Source organism: Fluviispira vulneris (assembly GCF_014281055.1).
Lineage (GTDB): Bacteria > Bdellovibrionota_B > Oligoflexia > Silvanigrellales > Silvanigrellaceae > Silvanigrella > Silvanigrella vulneris.
In genome coordinates, this window is sequence record NZ_JACRSE010000003.1 from 281179 (window position 1) to 300396 (window position 19218).

Consider the following 19218-nt stretch of genomic DNA (forward strand, 5'->3'; position numbering starts at 1 on the left):
ACCTACTGAGTTAATGCAACGTTTGTTCCATTCTCATAACACGTTTTGGGTCAGGTAATATATATTTTGGTCTGCCTGATTTGTCTTTTAATGAGAGCAAATTGTCTCGCACCGTTCTTTCCGTTGCTGCAAGCTCGGATTGCAGTTCAACTTGGCGTTGACGCAAAGACTTTTCCTTTGTTTTCAAGGAAGCAATTTCATAGCCAACAGAATATGTTTTTGATCTCATTGTAATAACAACGACCCCAACAATAATGGTTAGAAAGATTATTGCAATTATTGCATCGAATTGTTTGAATAATTTTAACATAAATTAAGACCCTTTGTCTAAGCAAAACTCAAAACAACGCAATCTTGCCGAACGAGAGCGATTATTTCTATGACACTCCTCTTCTGAAGCAACGGTTCCTCCGCGCGGGACTTCTTTTCCAAATCCTTTGGAATGATTTTCTTCTAAATGAAGCATGAGATGCAAGGGGATATTGTGTTCTTTTTTTTCATCCATTTTGTCTTTTGAATTTTTGCCTTTTTGCCAATTTCTCATTGCATGTTTAACTATTCTATCCTCTAGGGAGTGGAACGATATAAAACCTGCTTTTCCATTTGGGTGAATGATTTTAGGAAGATCTTGAAGTAATTTTTCGATAGATGCAAGTTCATTATTGACTTCTATACGCAGCGCTTGAAAAGTTCTTGTTGCAGGATGTGCTTTTCCTTTGGGATATGCCAATACTCTTTTAATATATTCAGCAAATTCAATGGTATTTGCAATTTGTAGTTTACCGATTTTTCTATCTTGGACAATTGCTTTAGCGAGTTTGCGGGCTTTAGGCTCTTCGCCATAATCAAAGAAAATTCGAGTCAATTCTTTCTCTGAATAATTATTGAGAATATCAAGAGCACTCAGGTTTTCATGAGGGTTCATTCGCATATCTATAGGCCCTTCATTAAGAAAAGAAAAGCCTCTTTCTGCCCAATCGAGTTGTGGGGAGCTCACGCCAAAGTCTGCAAATAAGCCATGAATTTTTTTTCCAGGGAAATTGGACTCAATTATGGAGCACAATTCGCCAAAATTTTCATTAAAAATAAAAAAATCAAACTGAGGATACTTATTTTTATAATCAGTTAAGATGGATTTTGCATGTGCTATAGCTGCTTCATCTCTATCAAAAGCAATTAAAGTTAAAGAATATTGCATAAATAAGTTTTTTTTAGCAAAAGTTTCAACTAATTGGCAGGAATGCCCCCCGCCACCAAGAGTGCAGTCAACAAATACAAGATTCTTTGAATCTGTGTTATTGAGAGATTGCAGTAGAATTTCGCTAGGAAAAACTTGGTCTATTGTTTCTGATTTAAGTACTGTGGTGTGATGAAACTCTTGATTCAATGAAGACCTCTTTTTTTACTATCATAGGTATTTATGTGGTGCTTGACTTTTAGCATATTGTCAAAAGCGTGGCACTCTCTTTTGTGCCTAAAGCATTCAACTTCATTTTAGCAAGTCCGATAATGAACAAGCATAAAAAGATCACTGCTTAAGGAATAAATGTGCCATGAAGAAATATAATATGCAAAAAATGAATTCATTTTATAAGACGATAAAAATGCTTATATTGTGCATATTTTTTAGCATGGCTTTCTTTGGCTGTATATCATCGAAGCAAGACACACAAGATAATCCCGCACAGAATATTGATAACTCTCAAAGTAAAAATAGTACGGGTGAAATATTAGAATACGCAGAAGGACTCGTGCCGCCACCAAGCCAAAATATAGTTTTAGCTTATTATGTGCAAGCAGGAGATAACTTAGCAATTATTGCAAAAAAGATATATGGTGATAAAAGAGAATGGTTGAAATTAGCAGAACTTAATAATCTCGTTGATCCTCATAAAATTTATGCAGGAGATGTAATATATTATTCTTTGACAGTAAAAACAAAAGCATTTTCTGAAACGTATGAAGGCGCTCCGAAGGCGAAAATTATTGTTAAAAAGGGCGATACTCTTACTCACATTTCAAAAGCTGTTTTTGGAAAATCAAAAGATTGGCGTGTCCTTTGGAAAGAAAATCCACATATAGTTAATCCTGATAAATTAAAAGTGGGTGATGTAATTTATTTTAGACCAAAAGCTTTAACAGCAGAGGCAAGCTCTTTTTCAAGTTCAGTAGTTGAAAATAAAAATGAAAATATACCTCCTCCTCAGACAGACAATAATAATTCAGAAGAAAAAAGTGATTCATTGCAAAGCAAAGCGGAGAATAAAACGGAATTATAAAAAATTTTCTGAGTGTTATTTTGCAGAAACATGAATTATAAAATTATTATCTGTTTCAGACTTCTCAAATAAATTTAATGGAATATACATACTTCTGTTATTGATATTTAAATCTCTAAAACAAATAATTATTTTCTGATATAACAGTTCTTCATAAAATGTATAGTTAGGGTGTTCATTTGCGAATTGTTCAATAAGATCTTTTAATTTTTTAGGGATATTTTCTGAATAATTAATTATTAAATCACTATCATCAGAATTGTTTTTTAAATTAAAATATTTAATACATTCAAAATACTGCTTCGGTGTTCCTATATCAAACCAATAGTTATTATTAGGAAATTCCATATGAGCAATTTTGTAATTATTTTGCAATATTTTTCTATAAAATAAATCAATACTTGATTTTTTTTCGATAAAAGAATTTATAAGAATTTTGTGACTAATTATCTGGTGGGTCGTAAATATTCTTGGAATTTTATCTTCATTTGATTGAAAATTTTCACCAAAACCAATTACATATTTTAAATCTTTCGTAACCCAAGTGGCATCTTTTCTAAAATAATTTAGTTCTTTAGTGCACATAAGAGCAAGCTCTTCAGACTCTTTATTCTCCCATTTATATATCATTTCTGTAAGTGGAAATTGTGCTGCTATATCTCCTGATACAACAATAATGTCTTTATCTGAATTTGCAGGATCTTCATTTTTGAGTGAATGAAATATGCGAGAAATACCTCCACCAGTCTCAAGAATTTCTTCTTCATGCCAGAAGATTATTCGAGCAGGATCATATCCTTTTTTAATTGCAGAACTTGTAAGTTCTTTCTGAGTATCAAAAGCCAAATAATGTGTATTACAATGAACTTTCTCAAATCCAGCTTTAAGGAAAATTTCTATACTTAAAAATGCGACAGGAGTGTCTAATACAGGACAAATTACTTTTGGCAAATATTGGGTTAAAGGCTTTAGGCGAGTCCCAAAACCTGCGCATAAAACAACTGGTATATATTTTGAAGTGTCAATTTTTTCTAGCATTTTACCTGTCTGTGATATGTTTATGGATTAACATATCTAATTTCTCTGAAAATTCGCCTTTATAAAGATTATCAATTAATTTAAAGAGGTGTGGTAACATCATTTTCAAATTTGTTTCTTCATGTATTTGTGCGAATTCAGAATTCAGAATTTCCAATGTTTGTTTTACGTATTTTAAATAATTACATTTTCCTTTTTTTGTTGCAAGATAACCAAAGCTTCCAATAGCTTTGATATTTCTTTGGAGACCCATTAGTAATACTTCTAAATTAAAATCACTTTCAGATATAATTTTTTTATTGCATTTTTTTCTAGCTATGTTTAATTCTGTTAAAAAATATGCAAATAATTCTTTTCTAGTTTCCCAAGTTATTTTTACATAACTATCCCGAACTAAACTAACGACATCGTAAGAATGTGGACCCATACGAGCATCCTGGAAATCTATCCAATAAATTTTATCATCCTTAATCATTATATTTCGGACATGATAATCTCTATGGCATAGAACTTTTTCACAATTATCTAAGCGATTTGATAGTAATCTCATGTCTTCAAATATGCCAGAATAAATTTCATTTTCTTCTGAAATACTGAGTTGCATAAAACCATTTAGAAAATGGGTTACAAAAAAATTAAGTTCGTAATATAATTTTTCGAAGTCAAAAAATCTTTGGATAGCAGGGTGATCAATTTTAACAATTGGGTATTGAGCTTTTATTAAAAGTTTAAGAGAGTCTTTATAATACCGAATAACATTTTCACATTTTGGATTATTAATATCGAGTATTTCTTCTTTAAGTGCTGAACTTAAAAATGTATCTCCTAAATCTTCTGTCCAAATACAAGCATTTGTTTCATCAATTTCAACAATTTTTGGGATTGGGAGTTCCATTTTGCTTAGAGCATTGTGCATTCCGATCCAGCTTATGGGATCACCGCCATATCCTCCTTCCCATTTGGGAAATTGCATGCAAATTAAACTTTTTGGGTCGTTTAAAAGGCGAAAAAACTTACGGTCACTTGCATCCCCTGCTATGAGAATCAGTGTTGGCTCTTGGGTGCTGATATCTTGATCAGAATTTATTATTTTAAAATCATGAATTCTTAGCATGAGTTGATCCGATTCCATGTCGATTGAAAGAATTCCATTCATTTTCATTCCCTTAGCATCAAAAGTCATCTTTTGAACTCTGAGCGTGTTCGTTTTCTCAAGTGATGCGCAATTATAATTGTGGTATAGAGGTGTGTATTTCGTCAACCCTAACGAAAGGTTTTAGTGTGAAAACCATTTCAGTGCGTGGAGCGCAAGAGCATAATCTTAAAAATATTGATATAGACATTCCTAAAAACTCACTCGTAGTATTTACAGGAGTGAGTGGATCAGGCAAAAGCAGTTTAGTCTTTGATACTGTCTATGCAGAAGCTTTTCGCCGTTTTACAGACTCGAGTCAAGCCTCATTTTATGTTATGGGTAGCTCTCAATTTGCAAAAATGTCGCGCCCGCGTTTTCGTTCAATTATGGGTTTACCACCTGCGTTAGGTCTTTCTCAGCGACAAGGTGTGGCAGGCAAGATTTCTACAGTTGGGACCATTTCTGGAGTCTCCGATTTATTTCGGGTTTATTTTGCTGCTTTCGGGGATTTTTATTGTCGCAAATGCGATATTCCATTAAAAGCCTTTTCATTTAATGAAATTTCGAAAAAAATATTAGAAGAATTTGATCAAAAAAAGATAATGTTAATTGCTTCTATTGCTGAAAAAAGAAAAGGACTTTTTAAAACAGAAATTGAAAAATTTAGAGAGCTTGGATTTTCTAAATTAAGAATTAATGGTGAGATTTTTGATTTACAAGATGAAAAAGTTAAAATAAATATAGACGCAAAAAAACTGAATACAATTGATATAATAATAGATTTTCTCATTATAAATAATGAGAAAAAACAGAGAATTGAACGTTCTATATTCCAAGCTCTTGAGTATGGTAAAGGAATTTTAAAAGTCGAAATCGGAAATAAATATTATATTTTTAATACCAAATCGAGATGTCCACAATGTGGTGAAAGTTCTCCAAAAATTGATCCAAGATACTTTAGTCATTCATCAATTGGTCAATGCGAAAAATGTGAAGGCGAGGGAAGTGAAGAAGAAGGTCTCCCTGCAGATTTATTTCCTTGTAAAATATGTAACGGTACTCGATTAACTCCAATTAGACCAATCGTTAGAATTTTAAGAAAAACTTATGAAGAAATTCATTTAATGAATATGAATAAACTATTTGATTTTGTAGATACTGATTTAAGATATATCTCGCAAGGTGATAAATCAAAAGAAAAGATATTCTCTGAAATATTTCGTTCTATAAAGAGTATAAAAAAAGTTGGCTTAAATCATCTGATATTAAATCGTGCGGGTGCATCGTTGTCACCCGGAGACCTGCAGCGCTTACGACTTGCTTCAATGATTTCAAATAAATTATCAGGAGTTATGTATGCAGTTGATGAACCATGCCAAGGATTAACTGCTGAAGAAGTAAAGAAAATCACATTTATTTTTAAAGAGCTAATAAAAGATGGCGCAAGCATACTCGCCGTTGAGCATCACCCAACTTTTCTCTCTGAATGTGAGATCTTATTTTTAATGGGCCCGGGCGCAGGTGTGCATGGTGGACAAATTGTTGCCAAAACCACTGACCACGTGCATTTAAAGGACCTTCTTGCCAAGCAGCAATTGCAAAAAGTTGTGCCCAAGATTGAAGTTCCAACATCAATGCCGGTGAAAATAAAAAAGCCAAATAAAAAGAGTTCAAAATTGGAGGATAGTGCTGTTTCATTGGAATACACTCCTAATAACCAAGAAATAGGCTATATTTCTTTCTCGGATATTTCTCTTCGTAACTTAAAAATGCAGGATATAACTATTCAGCAAAGGAGCATTACGGTTCTTCGTGGAGAGTCAGGTAGAGGGAAATCCTCATTTTTAGATTTATGTTTACTGCCAGCGCTCTCTGCTTTGGGTGGGAAAGGCTTAGAAGAAGACTTAACGAACATCGCTCAGTATGGGATATTTTCTAAGGTTCTTAACAAAAATATATTAGTAAATATAATTGGTTACGTGAAGCCCGGAAGTATGACACGCAGCTCTCGGAGAAGCGTTGCATCAGCTTTAGAAGTTATTAATCCGCTTAGAGACATTTTTGCAAAACTGCCCGCAAGTCAGGTTATGGGTTTAACAGAAAGTCATTTTTCTTGGAATTCTAAGCTCGGTAGGTGCGATAAGTGCGAGGGAAGGGGATATATTGAGCTTCCACAAAAATATGCTCAGTCGGTTCGAGTTGAATGTGAATTGTGTCTTGGGGCTAAATTAAATTCACGGAGTCTGCTTCCGAGGTTTAAAGGTGCAAACCTTGCTGATATTATGAATTACACCCTAGAGCAAACTTTAGAAGTTTTTGAAAATCATAAACATATAGCCAGTAAAGTCTCGCGTGCCTGCCAATTTGGTCTTGGCTATATCCAGCTTGGTCAAGGGATGGACTCTTTAAGTGGAGGGGAATTGCAGCGATTGAATTTAACTTTAGAGCTTAAAAGAGCAAGTCTTGAAGGGGCATGGTTCATTTTAACACATCCAAGTACAGGACTGCATGGACCAGATATACAAATATTAGGTAATCTAATGAAAGTTATGACAGAACGTGGCGCAACATTTGTTTTAATTGAAAATCGTGAAGAGTTTTCAAACTTTGCAGATAATATTATTGAGTTTTGAAAATTTGTTTGAAAGAATTGCCTAGAATTATTTTCATTGATCCAATTTTTTGCTATCACTCATTTATTATTTCTAATATATCTCCGAAATCATTTTAAATAAAGCATTAGAAATGTTTTTTCGGGGGATTTATGCAAAAAAACGGTATGAATTTTAGTATCCGTTATTTAGAAAACCAATCAAATTCTTTCTGGCGAGAAATAAATCCTACTGCAAAATCTTGTTTAAGTCTGAAAAGATTATTAGAAGTGTATGCAGCTAAAGAAGAATGGGAACAAGTTATAAATTTATCTTCAAGAGCAGTATTGCATTTAAGTAAAAATTACGATCGAGCAGATTTTTACCATATTTGGATGTGTGCTTTAAATGAAACATTCGATAACAAATCATTAATAGAATTGGGTAAACACCTTATTAGGATGAGAAATCTCCATCCAGTTTTTATTGCATTAGCATTGATAGCATTTCAATTTGCAGAGTGCTGGAAAACTTCTGAAAAATTGTTCAATTATCTAAAAAGAAATAAAGGAATTCATAATAGATTTGCTTTTGAAGCCTGTGGTATTTATTTAGTAAATAGATCTGATAAATTGGAACTTCAAAAAGGATTAAACTTATTAAAAAAGACATGTCTTGAGAAAAATGCAAGTTATTTTAGTTGGCGTAATTATTTAAGATGTCTTTCACAAAAAGATAAAGAAGGAGATATGTCTTGGACATATAATGCAATGCATTTAAGATATCCTTTTGCACAAGAGCCTTATGTCGTAGCTAGCTTAATTGCGATTGAAGAGAAAAATTGGGAAGAAGCTATGCGGTTACTCAAACAATTGATAATTGATAATCCAAATAATTTGAATGCAATTTTAGCCTTAACGCAATGTCAAGAAGAACTTGGAAATTATTCAGAAGCTCTAAATTTATTAGTTAAGAATAATGATAAGTTTCAAGCTCATAATTATGATTATTATTATTTATTGGGACATATTTTAAGGAAAATAATAGAAAAAGATTTTGATGAAGATTTGAAAAAAATGTCATTAAATTATCTGGAAAAAAGCTTATTTATCGCAAATTCTTTGCACTTTCCTATAAATGCTATTATGAAGGAAATCAAGGAAATCCAATTTATTGGAAGAGAGCGTGAAAATATTCTTGAAGAAGAACTATATGAAACAAATAATTTTAGTAATTTACAAATGAGTAGTGAGAATGCAGAGTCTGAAAATAAATTTTCAGACAGGAAAGTTGGTTGAGAATAAATTATAGTTTTAAATAATTCAGTTTTTCAAGGTAATTTGATCCCATGTCATTGCATTAAAAAAATTATAAGTCATATAGAACTCGCCAGATTCTCCTATTCTCTGGCCCCATGAATTGCGGATTTTAATTAATTTTTGCTTATCATCATAGCCATAAGCAATGACTTCATGACCAATACCATTAAGGGAGCAGTAGTTTCTAGAGTTTCCTTGATAACAAGCCCACAAACCTCCTCTATAACTTTTCTCTCCAACTTTGACATTAAAACCATCTACTTGAGGAATATTTACGCCTAATAAGACTCGATATCCTTTGTCTATAGCACCTCTCAATGCTTCTATATTGCCTCTATTTTCATAGAACCAGGTCATATTTTCAGAAAATCTTTTATCACTGACATTTCTATATTTTTGAGGACTGACAACCTGTCTGCTATTAGGATAAGTTGAACCGAAACATTTACCTTTTTCAATATAACCATTTTTCCATATCATGTTTAAAACAATTTTAGCAAAAGTACCATTCCATAGATTCATATTTAAGCCCCTAGCTAATGCAAGAGCGCATTGTTGATCGATATAATCACCAAGATTATCTTTTGCATCCAGAGCCGCAGTAACAGCAAAGGTAACACAAGTTCCATCGGCCCCTTGATTAAGGACAGGTACATTATTCATGCTGAGATCAATTGCTCCTTGTGAGTTGGCAAATGGTATAATTCCTTGCCTATAATCAATTTCACCACCCATTTTTTGCATTTCAATATTTGCTTGCTTATTTTTTTCGATCATAGCTTGAGTTGGTGTTATTTTAAGAAATTTATATTTTTTGGTTTCTTCTGGAATGATGACAATTTTATCTGGGGATAGAATAACTTCTTTATCAAATTTCAACTCAAGTTCTTGGATACCATCTATTGTAACGAATTCAGAATAATCTTCTTGACCGTATGAATTAGAACACACAAAAAAGATCACTGAAAAAATAAAAATAAAATTTATTTTTCTAAACATAGGTGTCTCCTTGCTCTGGTTAGAATTTTAAAATACAGAAGCAATTTCAACTATTCCCTCCTTTCTAGAATAAAATTATTAATTTTTGTTACTATAATAAAGTAACAAAAAAAATATTATTACTAATATAATAGTATAAGAAAAAATTTAAAAATCAAATATTTTAAATTTTTTTATTTATTATTTTGTTAAAAAATATAAAAACTTATATTAATATAGAATATTCTCATGTTTTATATATTTGACTGTGATTTGATTTGCATAAAATATTTGAATTTATATAAAAAAAATCTTTATTATAAATTTATTTTTAATATCTTTTTTAAGAGAGTTAAAAAAATATCAGATACTTAATATAGACCTTTTATAAAATGCTTAAATTTGTGCCCAGTTGCTCTTTCCCATGCGATAATACCACTCAAAGTAGAGGATATAACACCTTGACCAGGGAAAACACAATCTCCGATAAGATACAGTGTTGATTTATTATTGTAATGATAAATCATTGAAGGAGTAGGTTTAAATAGAAAGTTTTTAAAATTTGCAATGAGTCCTCCGACTTGACCTCTATTTCTCAGTGTATATTTTTCAAACGTAAATGGAGTAGCAATCTCACAATCTATTATTTGCAAATTTACTGCGTTTTCGATTCTTTTTTTTAACTGCTCTAAGTAAATAGTTTTCTTAGTTGGTTTAAATAAACTGATTTCAATATGAACTGTTGCAGTAAAGCAACGTATTTTAGAATCGTGTTCATGCTGATAAATTGATAAATAGAGTGAGGATGACAGTTCAGCTTCTTCAGTTTTATCTGGGAAAAGTTGATGATACCATGGTTCTCTAGGGTATGCTAAATCATCATTAAAATAACCATAAAGTGCTAGAGCTCCCCAGCCTTGAGATTCTTCACTTTTCTCTTTCCACTTTTTGAAAATTTTGTGATTATACAAAAAAGGATCTTCATTGAATAGTTTCACAACATTCCAAATTGAAGTGTTAACAAAAAGATTATCACGGACAACATAATTTTTTTGAATTTTATTTCGATCAATTGTTTTTATAAAATATCCATCATCAAAATGAGTTATTTCTTTAACTTCTTGGGCATATATAACATGCATTTTTCTTTTAGAAATTTGCGTAGACATGTTCTTGAAATAACTTCGCATGCCTCCATCTAATCTATAAATGCCTTTATGTAAAATACTTAAACCCATACAGCCGACTATCCATGGGGTGTTTTCCATATCAGTTTGTGCTGTATCTATAAGTAGTGAATTTATTACTTTGTGTGAAATTACATGCTCTTCTTTTATGCCAAAGAGAGATACAATTGTAGATGTTTTTAAAAAAACTGTAAAAATAATTTTTATTTGTGCTAAAAAATTTAAGCTAAAAAACATTGATATGCTTTCAAAAAATTCTTTTTTTGAAATGATAGGAAATTTAGGGATATTTTTTAGCAAACTCCATAAATAAATTGAATTTTTATTGGTAAATTTAAAGAATCTAATTAAATTTTTTAATTCAATTTCATCAATATTTCCTTCAGTTACCTTAATATCGCCATTGGTATTTAATATCAATTTTATATTATACTCTGAGAAATGAAAAGTAATATATTCAATCTTATGATTTTTAAAACCAGATTCTTCATGAATTTGACCAAGATTAAGGAGATTATATTGAATTTCATTTTTCTCACATTCAACCAATTGGGTTGCGCCAACATCAAAAAGTCGGCGCGGATTTCCTCGTGCAAAATAACTAGCGCATCCTCCTGGTTCAAAATGATGTTCAAGCGCTAAATTTTTTTCATTTGGATTGCTGAGACTCAGTAATTTAGCAGTAGCAATGCCTGCTGCGCCAAGGCCAATGACTAAGTTATCTATTGTTTCTGATGTTTCAGTATCCACATTCTCATTCCCTATAATAAGAGAAAAATTGAAAAGTGCTTATTTTATTTTTGATACTAACATTATTTATCTTTTGATTTCAAATGGGCGAACATTTGCTCGCAATTTTGACCTTTCAGTATTTAAATATTCACTAAGTCTTTCGCTAAATTTAATTTCTTGTAGTTTGGATTTCCAATTTCCATAATTTTTTTCCAAATCACTGCCTGAAGAGAATTGTGCTCCTAAATATTGAAAGAAAAAAGCTGAACTGCCAATAAAGAGGGGGCCTACAACTTCGTTTACTTTTAGATTAGTTAGTTTTTCTCTAAGAACTGAGGGAAGTTCATTAAGCGAGCGTGGAGGAAGAAGTCCTTCGGTTTCAGCAGCATCACTTGCCATAGAGTACTTTTTAACAAGATTTACAAAGTCATCTCCAGAGGCAATTCCTTTTTCTACATCCTGAATAGGTTTAAAACTTTGGGGATTTGAATTGAGATTTTCAGGAACTTTTATAAGTAAACTTCTAAGTTTTACAGTGCTGACTTGTTTAACGCTACCGGTTTGTTGCGAATAGAAGTGATTGATTTCATCATCAGTGACACTGACTTGAGGGCTGATAATTCTTCCTATAACCTGTTGTTTTAACAATTCATTTTTGAACTCTGCTCTGTAATCATCAATACTTCTGCCCATTTGCGCTAATTGAATGCTTAAGTCTGTTTCTGTCAAACCTCTTTGTTTTATGAAATCTTGAATTCGAATTTCTAGCTCCTCATCTGAAATATCAAAACCTAATTCTATAGCCTTAATTTGTAATACTTTTTGATTTATTAAACCGTCTAAAACTTGATGAGCCTGTTCAGGGGTCAATGAGCCACCGAATATTTGCCCATTTGCATGAATATTGCTCTGGCCTTGGGAGGCAACGAAGATGGCTTGTTGAAAATCACTTAATAAAATAACTTGATCTGCAACTGTCGCAAGAACTCCATCGATAGTATTTGAATCAAAAGGAGTTGTGGGCGCCAATGTTGTAATAGTTTCGGCTGTGCGGGAATTCTTATCAATATCTTGACTAGAAACACATGATGTTAAAAGATAAGTTGAGCTTAATATAGATAGAAAAATTATTCTTTTCATTTTATGAGAAATCTCCAAAACAGCCTTGCCATTGCTAGGTTCAAAAGAGTTGGCCAAGAAAATCTTCATAATTCATTATATGCTTAAAAGCAAAGAACTTTTACAAATTAGGAGAATTTCTAATATATTTTAACTTGCCTTTAATAGTTAAGTTTTTAACATTTTACAATCTTTTTCTATTGATTTAACATTATAATATTACATAAATAAATGTCAAATTTAAGTAAACAACTAAAGACCTCCGATCAAATAATTGGAGGCCTTAGTTATGAGAGTCAATGTTTTTTCACCTCTATCATACACTTGGGAAAGATTTGCGGAACTGCAGCACCAATACGCCATGGCGAGAGGGCGTAGGGATGTTAGGCATTTCGATTATTTGACCGAGGTGCGTAATGACGAGAGAATCAAAGAGAAATTCCTAGATAAAGAAGCTTTGAAAAAAATAATTCTCAATATTCTATATAATAATGAAACTATACGGGAAACTCAAAAAAAAGAATTACAAAGAATTGAATATGAACGCAAATATTTTGAAAATTTGTATTTCTTGAATAGAGAAATAAAGAAACATACAATGATGGTAAGATATCTCAGAATGAAAGCATTGGATAAATACATATTGAATTTAAAAATTGAAAATGAAATTAGAATCAAAAAGGAAATTGAACAGAAAAAATTTTAATAAACTAGATGGATTATTTAATATTTATTTAAAGTAAAACTATTCTAATTACTAGCAATTAATTCTTTAATGGGATCACCTAACAGTGAAGTCGACAAGACATATATTCCATGATTCGAAAATGCCCATATAAGATTTCGATCCCATTCTACGAATATGCTATGAACAGGATTTGACGGATCGCTTTTTACCTTTGTTTTTCCATCTTTTCCTATATATTCACCAGACATTTTTGGAACAAAATAAGCTGAAATCGTCGGATTTTTAGGGTCCTTTACATCGAATATTTGCACACCAGCATTGTAAAAGGCATATGGTAAATATCTTTGATTTGGCGTTCCTGTATTTATGGATGCATAACCACTTCTCTTGGGCCCAAAGCTGCCTCTTCTTTGACAATAATCTGTAAAAGGAGCATTTTTAGGCGGTGTTGGTCGAGGCAAAGTATTTACAATTTTAGGATGACTGGGATCTTTTACATCAATAGCATATATTTCTTTATATGGCTCATGGCAATCTTCTGCTAAAGGATATCCACTGTAATATATCATGCCCGTTGAATTGGCTTTAGAAACATCTATATTGTCACCCACTGTGCCTGAAACATTCAATGGAAAATCTAAATGAGAAATTGTAGTTAATTTATTTGGATTGGAAATATCGACTGCATAAAAACCCAGTCCACCCATTGCGGCATAAGCATATTTTCCTCCTTTTTCTATGTCTTTTGGAATAAAGAGGGGCATTCTTGCTCCCATCCATGTCGTTTTATTTCCAGCGTGTTGATTTTTAGCGTAATCTTTTTCTTCACCTATTTTTTGACCAGGTACTGACCAAATTGAAAGCCTTTTGGGTTTTTCAGGATTAGAAACATCATAAACCAACTGTGCAGCAGAAAATAAATACGATTTATATTCAGTTAAAGAATATGAATCATCAGGAGCACCAGCAACAAATAAATATTTACCACCGTTGTAAACTGGAACGTCTAAACAACCAGAGCCTTGTTGTGCTTTTTCATTTCCATTTGAGTTTTCATCTAAAGATGTTTCAGACAAGACTTTCCATTTCGTCCAGTCTGGATCTGTGACTTCATATATTCTAAAACCTCTTAGCATTTTTCTTGCACGAATAGCATTTACCTGATCTTTATATAAGTATTTATTTTCGAGAACTCCATAGCGTGGGACTTCGTAACATTGTACTGCAATTGTTTTATTCAACGTTTTATTATATTTTATTGTTAATGGTCCAAACTGATGTTCTCCATTTTTTACATCGATATCTTTCCTTTTTATGAATTTAATATTTTTTGCATCTGTGATATCAAATAAATTGTACATAGTTGTTTCATAATCATACAAAAAGCGACGTCCCTGCCAATTTAAAACTGCTTGCCAACTGTGACCATGGCCGGCAACGTAAGGGACAAATCCCTCCATTTTCATATTATGAACGTATTGATTACTATCAAGAAAATTTAGGCTTCCTTTAAAGGGTTGAGGACCGTTGCTGTCTGGTGTCATTGAAGGATGGGTGAATTTTCCTGTTTTTGCATTATATCCCCATGTTCCTTCAATAGGCTCAAGTGGTTCACTTGTTAAATGGTTTGAATTTTCAATTTCTTTTTTTTCAATATCATTTGCAATAGCACTGATATTACAGAAAAATAAAAATGCAAATGCATTTAATGGTAAAATTTTATTTTTAATTTTCATTCTTGATACTCCCTTAATTAATATTCGATTCATTGAATCAATAATACAAAATTTATTCTTGGGCAAAGATATCTTTAAGTGTTGTAGAAAATATTTTAAGTTCAAAAAAGTTTGTTTTAGAATAAATAAAAATTAAAAATTTTTAAAAAATACAATAATATTTAATTTAATTTTGCCTATTTTTTTCTATTTTCTTTCTGATAGCAAACTGATTAATATTTTTCTTGCGTTTTCTAAGTTAAATTTACTATTATTATTTTTTGAGAAAAAATACTCAAGGAGAGCATCAAATATTTTAATATTTTCAGAACTCATCTTTTTAAAAGGATACTCATTTATTAAAATTGAAAATTTAATTATTCTTTCTAAATTTACATTGCTTTCTTTTTGTGTAATAAATATATCCATATATTCAGTGCGCGTATCTATATCAATATTATGAAATTTTTCTATTAAATATTTTTCCCACCCAAAGAGAGCTCGTTCTTGAGATGTTGTACCACTTTTAATTTCAGAAAATGTTCGTGTATTTGGATTTTCTAAGTAATAAGCAAAGTCATACAGTGACATATCTTCAAGGCTGCCAAATGCATAGAGTGTTTCAATCGCGCTCATAAATTTGCTTTCTTCAGGATATCCATCAATTTCCAGTTTTCTGTAGTTTGACTCGGACATCCCTAATGAATTGGCTGTATCTTGAGGGCTAAATTGTGAGCGACTTCTAAATCCTTTTAAGTAGTGTGTGATTCTTTTTGCATAATAATTTTTTTGTTCATCAGTTAAAATTTTTTTCATATGAGATTCCTTTATATTTTTGGGGAAATAAAGCTTTTATCTCTTCAAATGAATGAGGTTTTTTTTCCAGAAAACCATCGAAATCTAATAATTCTTCCTGACTACACTTGATTAATGAAGATAAAAAGCACGGATTTTTATATCCGCTTCTTCTGAGTAAACTGATAAAATTCATTTGAACTATATTTTTATTTATTCCTTCATAGAAATAATCTAATATTATGCAATCAATAGTTTTTAATAATTTTTTATCTTGAAATATATCATTAAATAATTCCTCAGGGTTATTATAGCAATGAAGCTTGTGTAATTTTAAGGCATTTTTCCACATATTCATATAAAATTTATTGTCTTCAACTATTATGATGGAGGAGATTTTTTTTAAATCTTTATTATCTTGATATATTTTGCAGAAGTTCTCAAATATATCTGAGAGACAGATATAATCCATCGGTTTTAATTTAAAAAGATTTGCTCCAAGTTCAAATACTCTTTTTTTAGAAAAAATACGATTTGTATGAACACAAATATACGTTAATTTATTAGATTTTCGTATGTATTTTATAAGATCAAAGCCATCATTTATCTTATCTTTAAGATCAATATCTGTAATCACAATTTGTGGATTTTCTTTTTCATAAATTTTTAAGGCATCATGAAAATTACTTGCGCTATAAAATATAATATCATTTTCATAATTTTTCATAGAACTGGAAATAAGAGAATGTATTGAATTCAAATGTATTTCATTGTCTTCAATGATAAGTACGCTCATTTTTTTAATATTTAAATTTATGAAATTAATAATTTCTAAAATTCTATAATTATTTTTTTCAGAGAAATTCCTAGATAATTTGTTCTGCTGATATTTATATATTTCATTTGCGCAATTAGGTAATTGTATTTTTTCTGTTGAGAGCTTTTTTTCTTCAGAAATAGGAACTGTAAAAATAAACTCAACTCCATATTGTTTGTCGGAATAGCATTTTATATCACCTCCAAATGAATTAATAATTGATTTGACACTATATAAACCTATACCATTGCCTGTTTCTTTTCCCATTGTAAAGCTTAAATCAAATATATTACTAATATAATTTTTATCAATATATGAATTGCTATTTCCAAATATTATTTGCATAAACTTATTATTTGATTGATTAATATCTTTGGTTTTAATCCATATCTCACCATTCCCTTGCATTGCTTCTATGGAATTAACTAATAAATTATTTAGCACTCTTTCAAATTTAATTTTGTTAAAATATATTAAATATTTATGATTTAATGTATAAGTAAATTTGTAATTACATTCGGCATTTATTTTCGAAATATTCATAAGAAAATTATAAAGAAAATATTCAAAATCAAAAGATTCTCCATGTTTTTCACTCGCATCTCCAAAGCTCATAAAGTCATTTAACATATGATTAACTTTGTCTATTGAACTATTTAAATCTTTCTTAATTGAAGGTATGTTTAGATTTAAATCACTTTTTTTATTATCTTCTAGGAAATTCAAAAAAACTTTTAATTTTGAAAAAGGATCTCTTATATCATGTGCTAACATGCGTACAGAAGTTAGAATTCCTTTTATTTCTGCTTCTCTAACTTGTGAAAGAAGATAATTGTAATTTCTGTACCTACGATTCATAATAATATTAAAAAAATAATTGTTAAAATATATGGAAGAAGTATATAAGAGATATTAATTTCTTCAGCTGAATAAATATATGTTTTGTTTTTATCCTGGAGTAATTGTTTTTGTATAAGAAAGAATTTATTGTCGTGATTTGCAACATTGAAAAAGAGTTCTTTAACTTTTACATATTTTGGTAAATCTGATTTATCTGCGTAGAACTTAATTTTATGTTCATCTTCAATCCATATTGCTGCAAATCCTCCACTTTTAGTTACATGCGAGATTTTCTTTTTAATAGAATCTTGATCATTTTTTTGAAGCAACTGGAGAAATGTAGGAATTGTTAATTTTATAACTTTATCGGGTATTTCAAAATATCGCGCATATAGATAAAAAGAATAAGACCCGAGGGAAAGTATTATTGAAACAATAATTATTATGAATGTTTCATCTCTTGATTTTCTAATTATTTGATTGTGTATAATAGAATTGCTTTCCAATATAAATTCCTATAGATAAATATTTATTCCAAAAAGCTTTGAGCATAAAGTGTCCATAATAAATCACTATTATAGAAATACATACAAATAATTTTATTAAAAAGCAATTTTTCATTAAATGTTTTTTCAAAAGATTAATTCAGCATGAGTCATGGATCTAGATAGCACTATTTGAGGCTTGAGGTTAATAAAACTCTGCTTAATTTTCTAGATTATAAAGCTTACTAAAATTTTCTGAATATCTACCACCAAAAACAGGAAATTGTGCTAATATTGCTTCTATTTCTTGCATATCATCGTCTGTTAAAATTTTATCGATCGCAGCTCTATTTTCTATTAAATATTTAATTCTTTTTGTTCCTGGAATGGGCACAATATGTGGTGCTTTCTTAAGTAACCATGCTAGAGCTAGCTGCGCATTTGTCATATCTTTTTTTTGCACAAAGGAATTGATTGCTGAAACTAATTTTAAATTCTTTTTAAGAGTATTTTCTTGGAAGCGTGGTAAAGTTTTGCGCAAATCATTTGAGCTTAGTGAGTTTGTATTGCTCATATTGCCAGACAAAAGTCCGCGACTGATAGGACTATAAGCAACGAAAAGAATGCTAAGTTCTTTGCAGATATTAGAGTGTTATTGGATTTTGCGCCCCTGCTCATCATGGAGTATTCAGTCTGTACTGCTGCGAGGCCCTGTTTTCCATCTGTTAATTTTAAAATAGAATTGTGCGCACGTTTAATTTGTTCTGCAGTGGCTTCGGAAATGCCAACATGCTTAATTTTTCCTTCTCTGAGTAAGAGAGCCATGGCATTCATAGAGGATTCTATATTTTTTCCTTCATCTGCTATGCGATGTAGGTAGAAAAGATCAATATGTGTACCAAGACGTTCTATGCTTTTTAAGCAGCTTTCGTAAATATATTTTTCAGAATTATCGATTATGCGAGATGCAGGATCATTGGGGTCTCTTTTTATTCCACATTTAGTGGCAATGGTAATTTTACTTCTGCAATTATTTTTCTTTAGAAAGTTTCCAATTAATTTCTCATTTTCTCCCTGTCCATATATATCGGCCGTGTCAAAATGAGTGATACCTATTTCAACAGCTTTTGCTAAGGTTTCTTCACAATCAGTTGCATTTGTCTCACCGTAGAATTCTGACATGCCCATGCAACCGAGTCCGAGGTCAGGGATTGTTAATTGACTTGAATAACTGACGCGCATAATTTCTCCTTTGTAAAATATATATTAATTTTAATATGCTAAAGAAAATTAAATGTAAATATTTACATTTTCAATAAATGAATATTGAGTGGAGGTTTTTTCGAAAATTGAAATTTGCATGACAATAAAATAATCACAATTTTTATTTCAAATAAAAGTTTTCAGGTAAAATTGTTTTTTATAAATTAATATTATTTGTTTTAATTACCTAATTAGCATCAATTAAGGTTTTTTATTCGTCTATAATCAAAAGAATTT

The 19218-nt window shown here is 30.7% G+C and carries 17 protein-coding genes; 4 read left to right on the forward strand and 13 right to left on the reverse strand.

Translation table 11 applies throughout. From position 1 onward, the window contains the following. Positions 1-10: 10 nt before the first annotated feature. Together H7355_RS08050 and rsmH are read right to left on the reverse strand one after the other, a co-directional pair. Complete coding sequence (locus H7355_RS08050) at positions 11-310, reverse strand: hypothetical protein (RefSeq protein WP_186646403.1); 300 nt, start codon at positions 308-310, stop codon at positions 11-13. A gap of 3 nt (positions 311-313) precedes the next feature. Further along, entirely contained in the window at positions 314-1387 is a 1074-nt protein-coding gene (rsmH, locus tag H7355_RS08055) for a 16S rRNA (cytosine(1402)-N(4))-methyltransferase RsmH (protein ID WP_186646405.1), read from the reverse strand. 166 nt (positions 1388-1553) lie between these two features. Here rsmH and H7355_RS08060 point away from each other — a divergent pair, with 166 nt between their 5' ends. Then, entirely contained in the window at positions 1554-2279 is a 726-nt protein-coding gene (locus H7355_RS08060) for a LysM peptidoglycan-binding domain-containing protein (protein WP_186646406.1), read from the forward strand. Between the two features lie 15 nt (positions 2280-2294). Here H7355_RS08060 and H7355_RS08065 read toward each other — a convergent pair whose 3' ends face one another. Both H7355_RS08065 and H7355_RS08070 read right to left on the reverse strand, forming a co-directional pair. After that, complete coding sequence (locus tag H7355_RS08065; RefSeq protein ID WP_186646407.1) at positions 2295-3317, reverse strand: nucleotidyltransferase family protein; 1023 nt, start codon at positions 3315-3317, stop codon at positions 2295-2297. A 1-nt stretch (position 3318) separates the two neighbouring features. Beyond that, a complete protein-coding gene (locus H7355_RS08070) occupies positions 3319-4473 on the reverse strand; it encodes an aminoglycoside phosphotransferase family protein (protein WP_186646408.1) in 1155 nt (384 codons plus the stop codon). Positions 4474-4598: 125 nt separating this feature from the next. On the opposite strand from H7355_RS08070, the gene H7355_RS08075 reads away from it, so the two are divergent. After that, the gene (locus H7355_RS08075; RefSeq protein WP_186646409.1) at positions 4599-7085 is read left to right on the forward strand and encodes a hypothetical protein; all 2487 of its coding nucleotides are present in this window, start codon (positions 4599-4601) and stop codon (positions 7083-7085) included. A gap of 131 nt (positions 7086-7216) precedes the next feature. Then, positions 7217-8341, forward strand: a complete 1125-nt coding sequence (locus tag H7355_RS08080; RefSeq protein ID WP_186646410.1) for a tetratricopeptide repeat protein — start codon at positions 7217-7219, stop codon at positions 8339-8341. A gap of 24 nt (positions 8342-8365) precedes the next feature. On the opposite strand, the gene H7355_RS08085 is transcribed toward H7355_RS08080, so the two are convergent. The 3 genes from H7355_RS08085 to H7355_RS08095 form a co-directional block, all read right to left on the reverse strand. Further along, positions 8366-9361 (reverse strand): C1 family peptidase, encoded by a 996-nt coding sequence (locus H7355_RS08085; RefSeq protein WP_186646411.1) that lies wholly within the window; start codon positions 9359-9361, stop codon positions 8366-8368. A 350-nt stretch (positions 9362-9711) separates the two neighbouring features. Next, positions 9712-11277: an NAD(P)-binding protein gene (locus tag H7355_RS08090; RefSeq protein WP_186646413.1), complete on the reverse strand. Its 1566-nt coding sequence runs from the start codon at positions 11275-11277 to the stop codon at positions 9712-9714. Positions 11278-11343: 66 nt separating this feature from the next. Continuing rightward, the gene (locus H7355_RS08095; protein WP_186646415.1) at positions 11344-12399 is read right to left on the reverse strand and encodes a SurA N-terminal domain-containing protein; all 1056 of its coding nucleotides are present in this window, start codon (positions 12397-12399) and stop codon (positions 11344-11346) included. Positions 12400-12667: 268 nt separating this feature from the next. Between H7355_RS08095 and H7355_RS08100 the strand changes: the two genes are divergently transcribed. Continuing rightward, positions 12668-13084, forward strand: a complete 417-nt coding sequence (locus H7355_RS08100) for a hypothetical protein (protein WP_186646417.1) — start codon at positions 12668-12670, stop codon at positions 13082-13084. Positions 13085-13128: 44 nt separating this feature from the next. On the opposite strand, the gene H7355_RS08105 is transcribed toward H7355_RS08100, so the two are convergent. The 6 genes from H7355_RS08105 to H7355_RS08130 all read right to left on the reverse strand — a co-directional run bounded on the left by H7355_RS08105 (position 13129) and on the right by H7355_RS08130 (position 18960). After that, positions 13129-14802: an LVIVD repeat-containing protein gene (locus H7355_RS08105; RefSeq protein WP_186646419.1), complete on the reverse strand. Its 1674-nt coding sequence runs from the start codon at positions 14800-14802 to the stop codon at positions 13129-13131. A 186-nt stretch (positions 14803-14988) separates the two neighbouring features. Beyond that, positions 14989-15597, reverse strand: coding sequence for a hypothetical protein (locus H7355_RS08110; RefSeq protein WP_186646421.1), 609 nt, complete (start codon positions 15595-15597; stop codon positions 14989-14991). After that, positions 15578-17251 (reverse strand): ATP-binding response regulator, encoded by a 1674-nt coding sequence (locus tag H7355_RS08115; protein ID WP_186646423.1) that lies wholly within the window; start codon positions 17249-17251, stop codon positions 15578-15580. Before H7355_RS08115 ends, H7355_RS08110 begins: the two co-directional genes overlap by 20 nt. Continuing rightward, the gene (locus tag H7355_RS08120; RefSeq protein ID WP_186646425.1) at positions 17248-17739 is read right to left on the reverse strand and encodes a hypothetical protein; all 492 of its coding nucleotides are present in this window, start codon (positions 17737-17739) and stop codon (positions 17248-17250) included. Before H7355_RS08120 ends, H7355_RS08115 begins: the two co-directional genes overlap by 4 nt. A gap of 199 nt (positions 17740-17938) precedes the next feature. Further along, on the reverse strand, positions 17939-18304 hold the full coding sequence (locus tag H7355_RS08125; protein WP_286190695.1) for an aldo/keto reductase: 366 nt from the start codon (positions 18302-18304) through the stop codon (positions 17939-17941). Continuing rightward, entirely contained in the window at positions 18289-18960 is a 672-nt protein-coding gene (locus H7355_RS08130; RefSeq protein ID WP_186646427.1) for an aldo/keto reductase, read from the reverse strand. The genes H7355_RS08125 and H7355_RS08130 overlap by 16 nt, the downstream gene beginning before the upstream one ends. Positions 18961-19218: the final 258 nt, after the last annotated feature.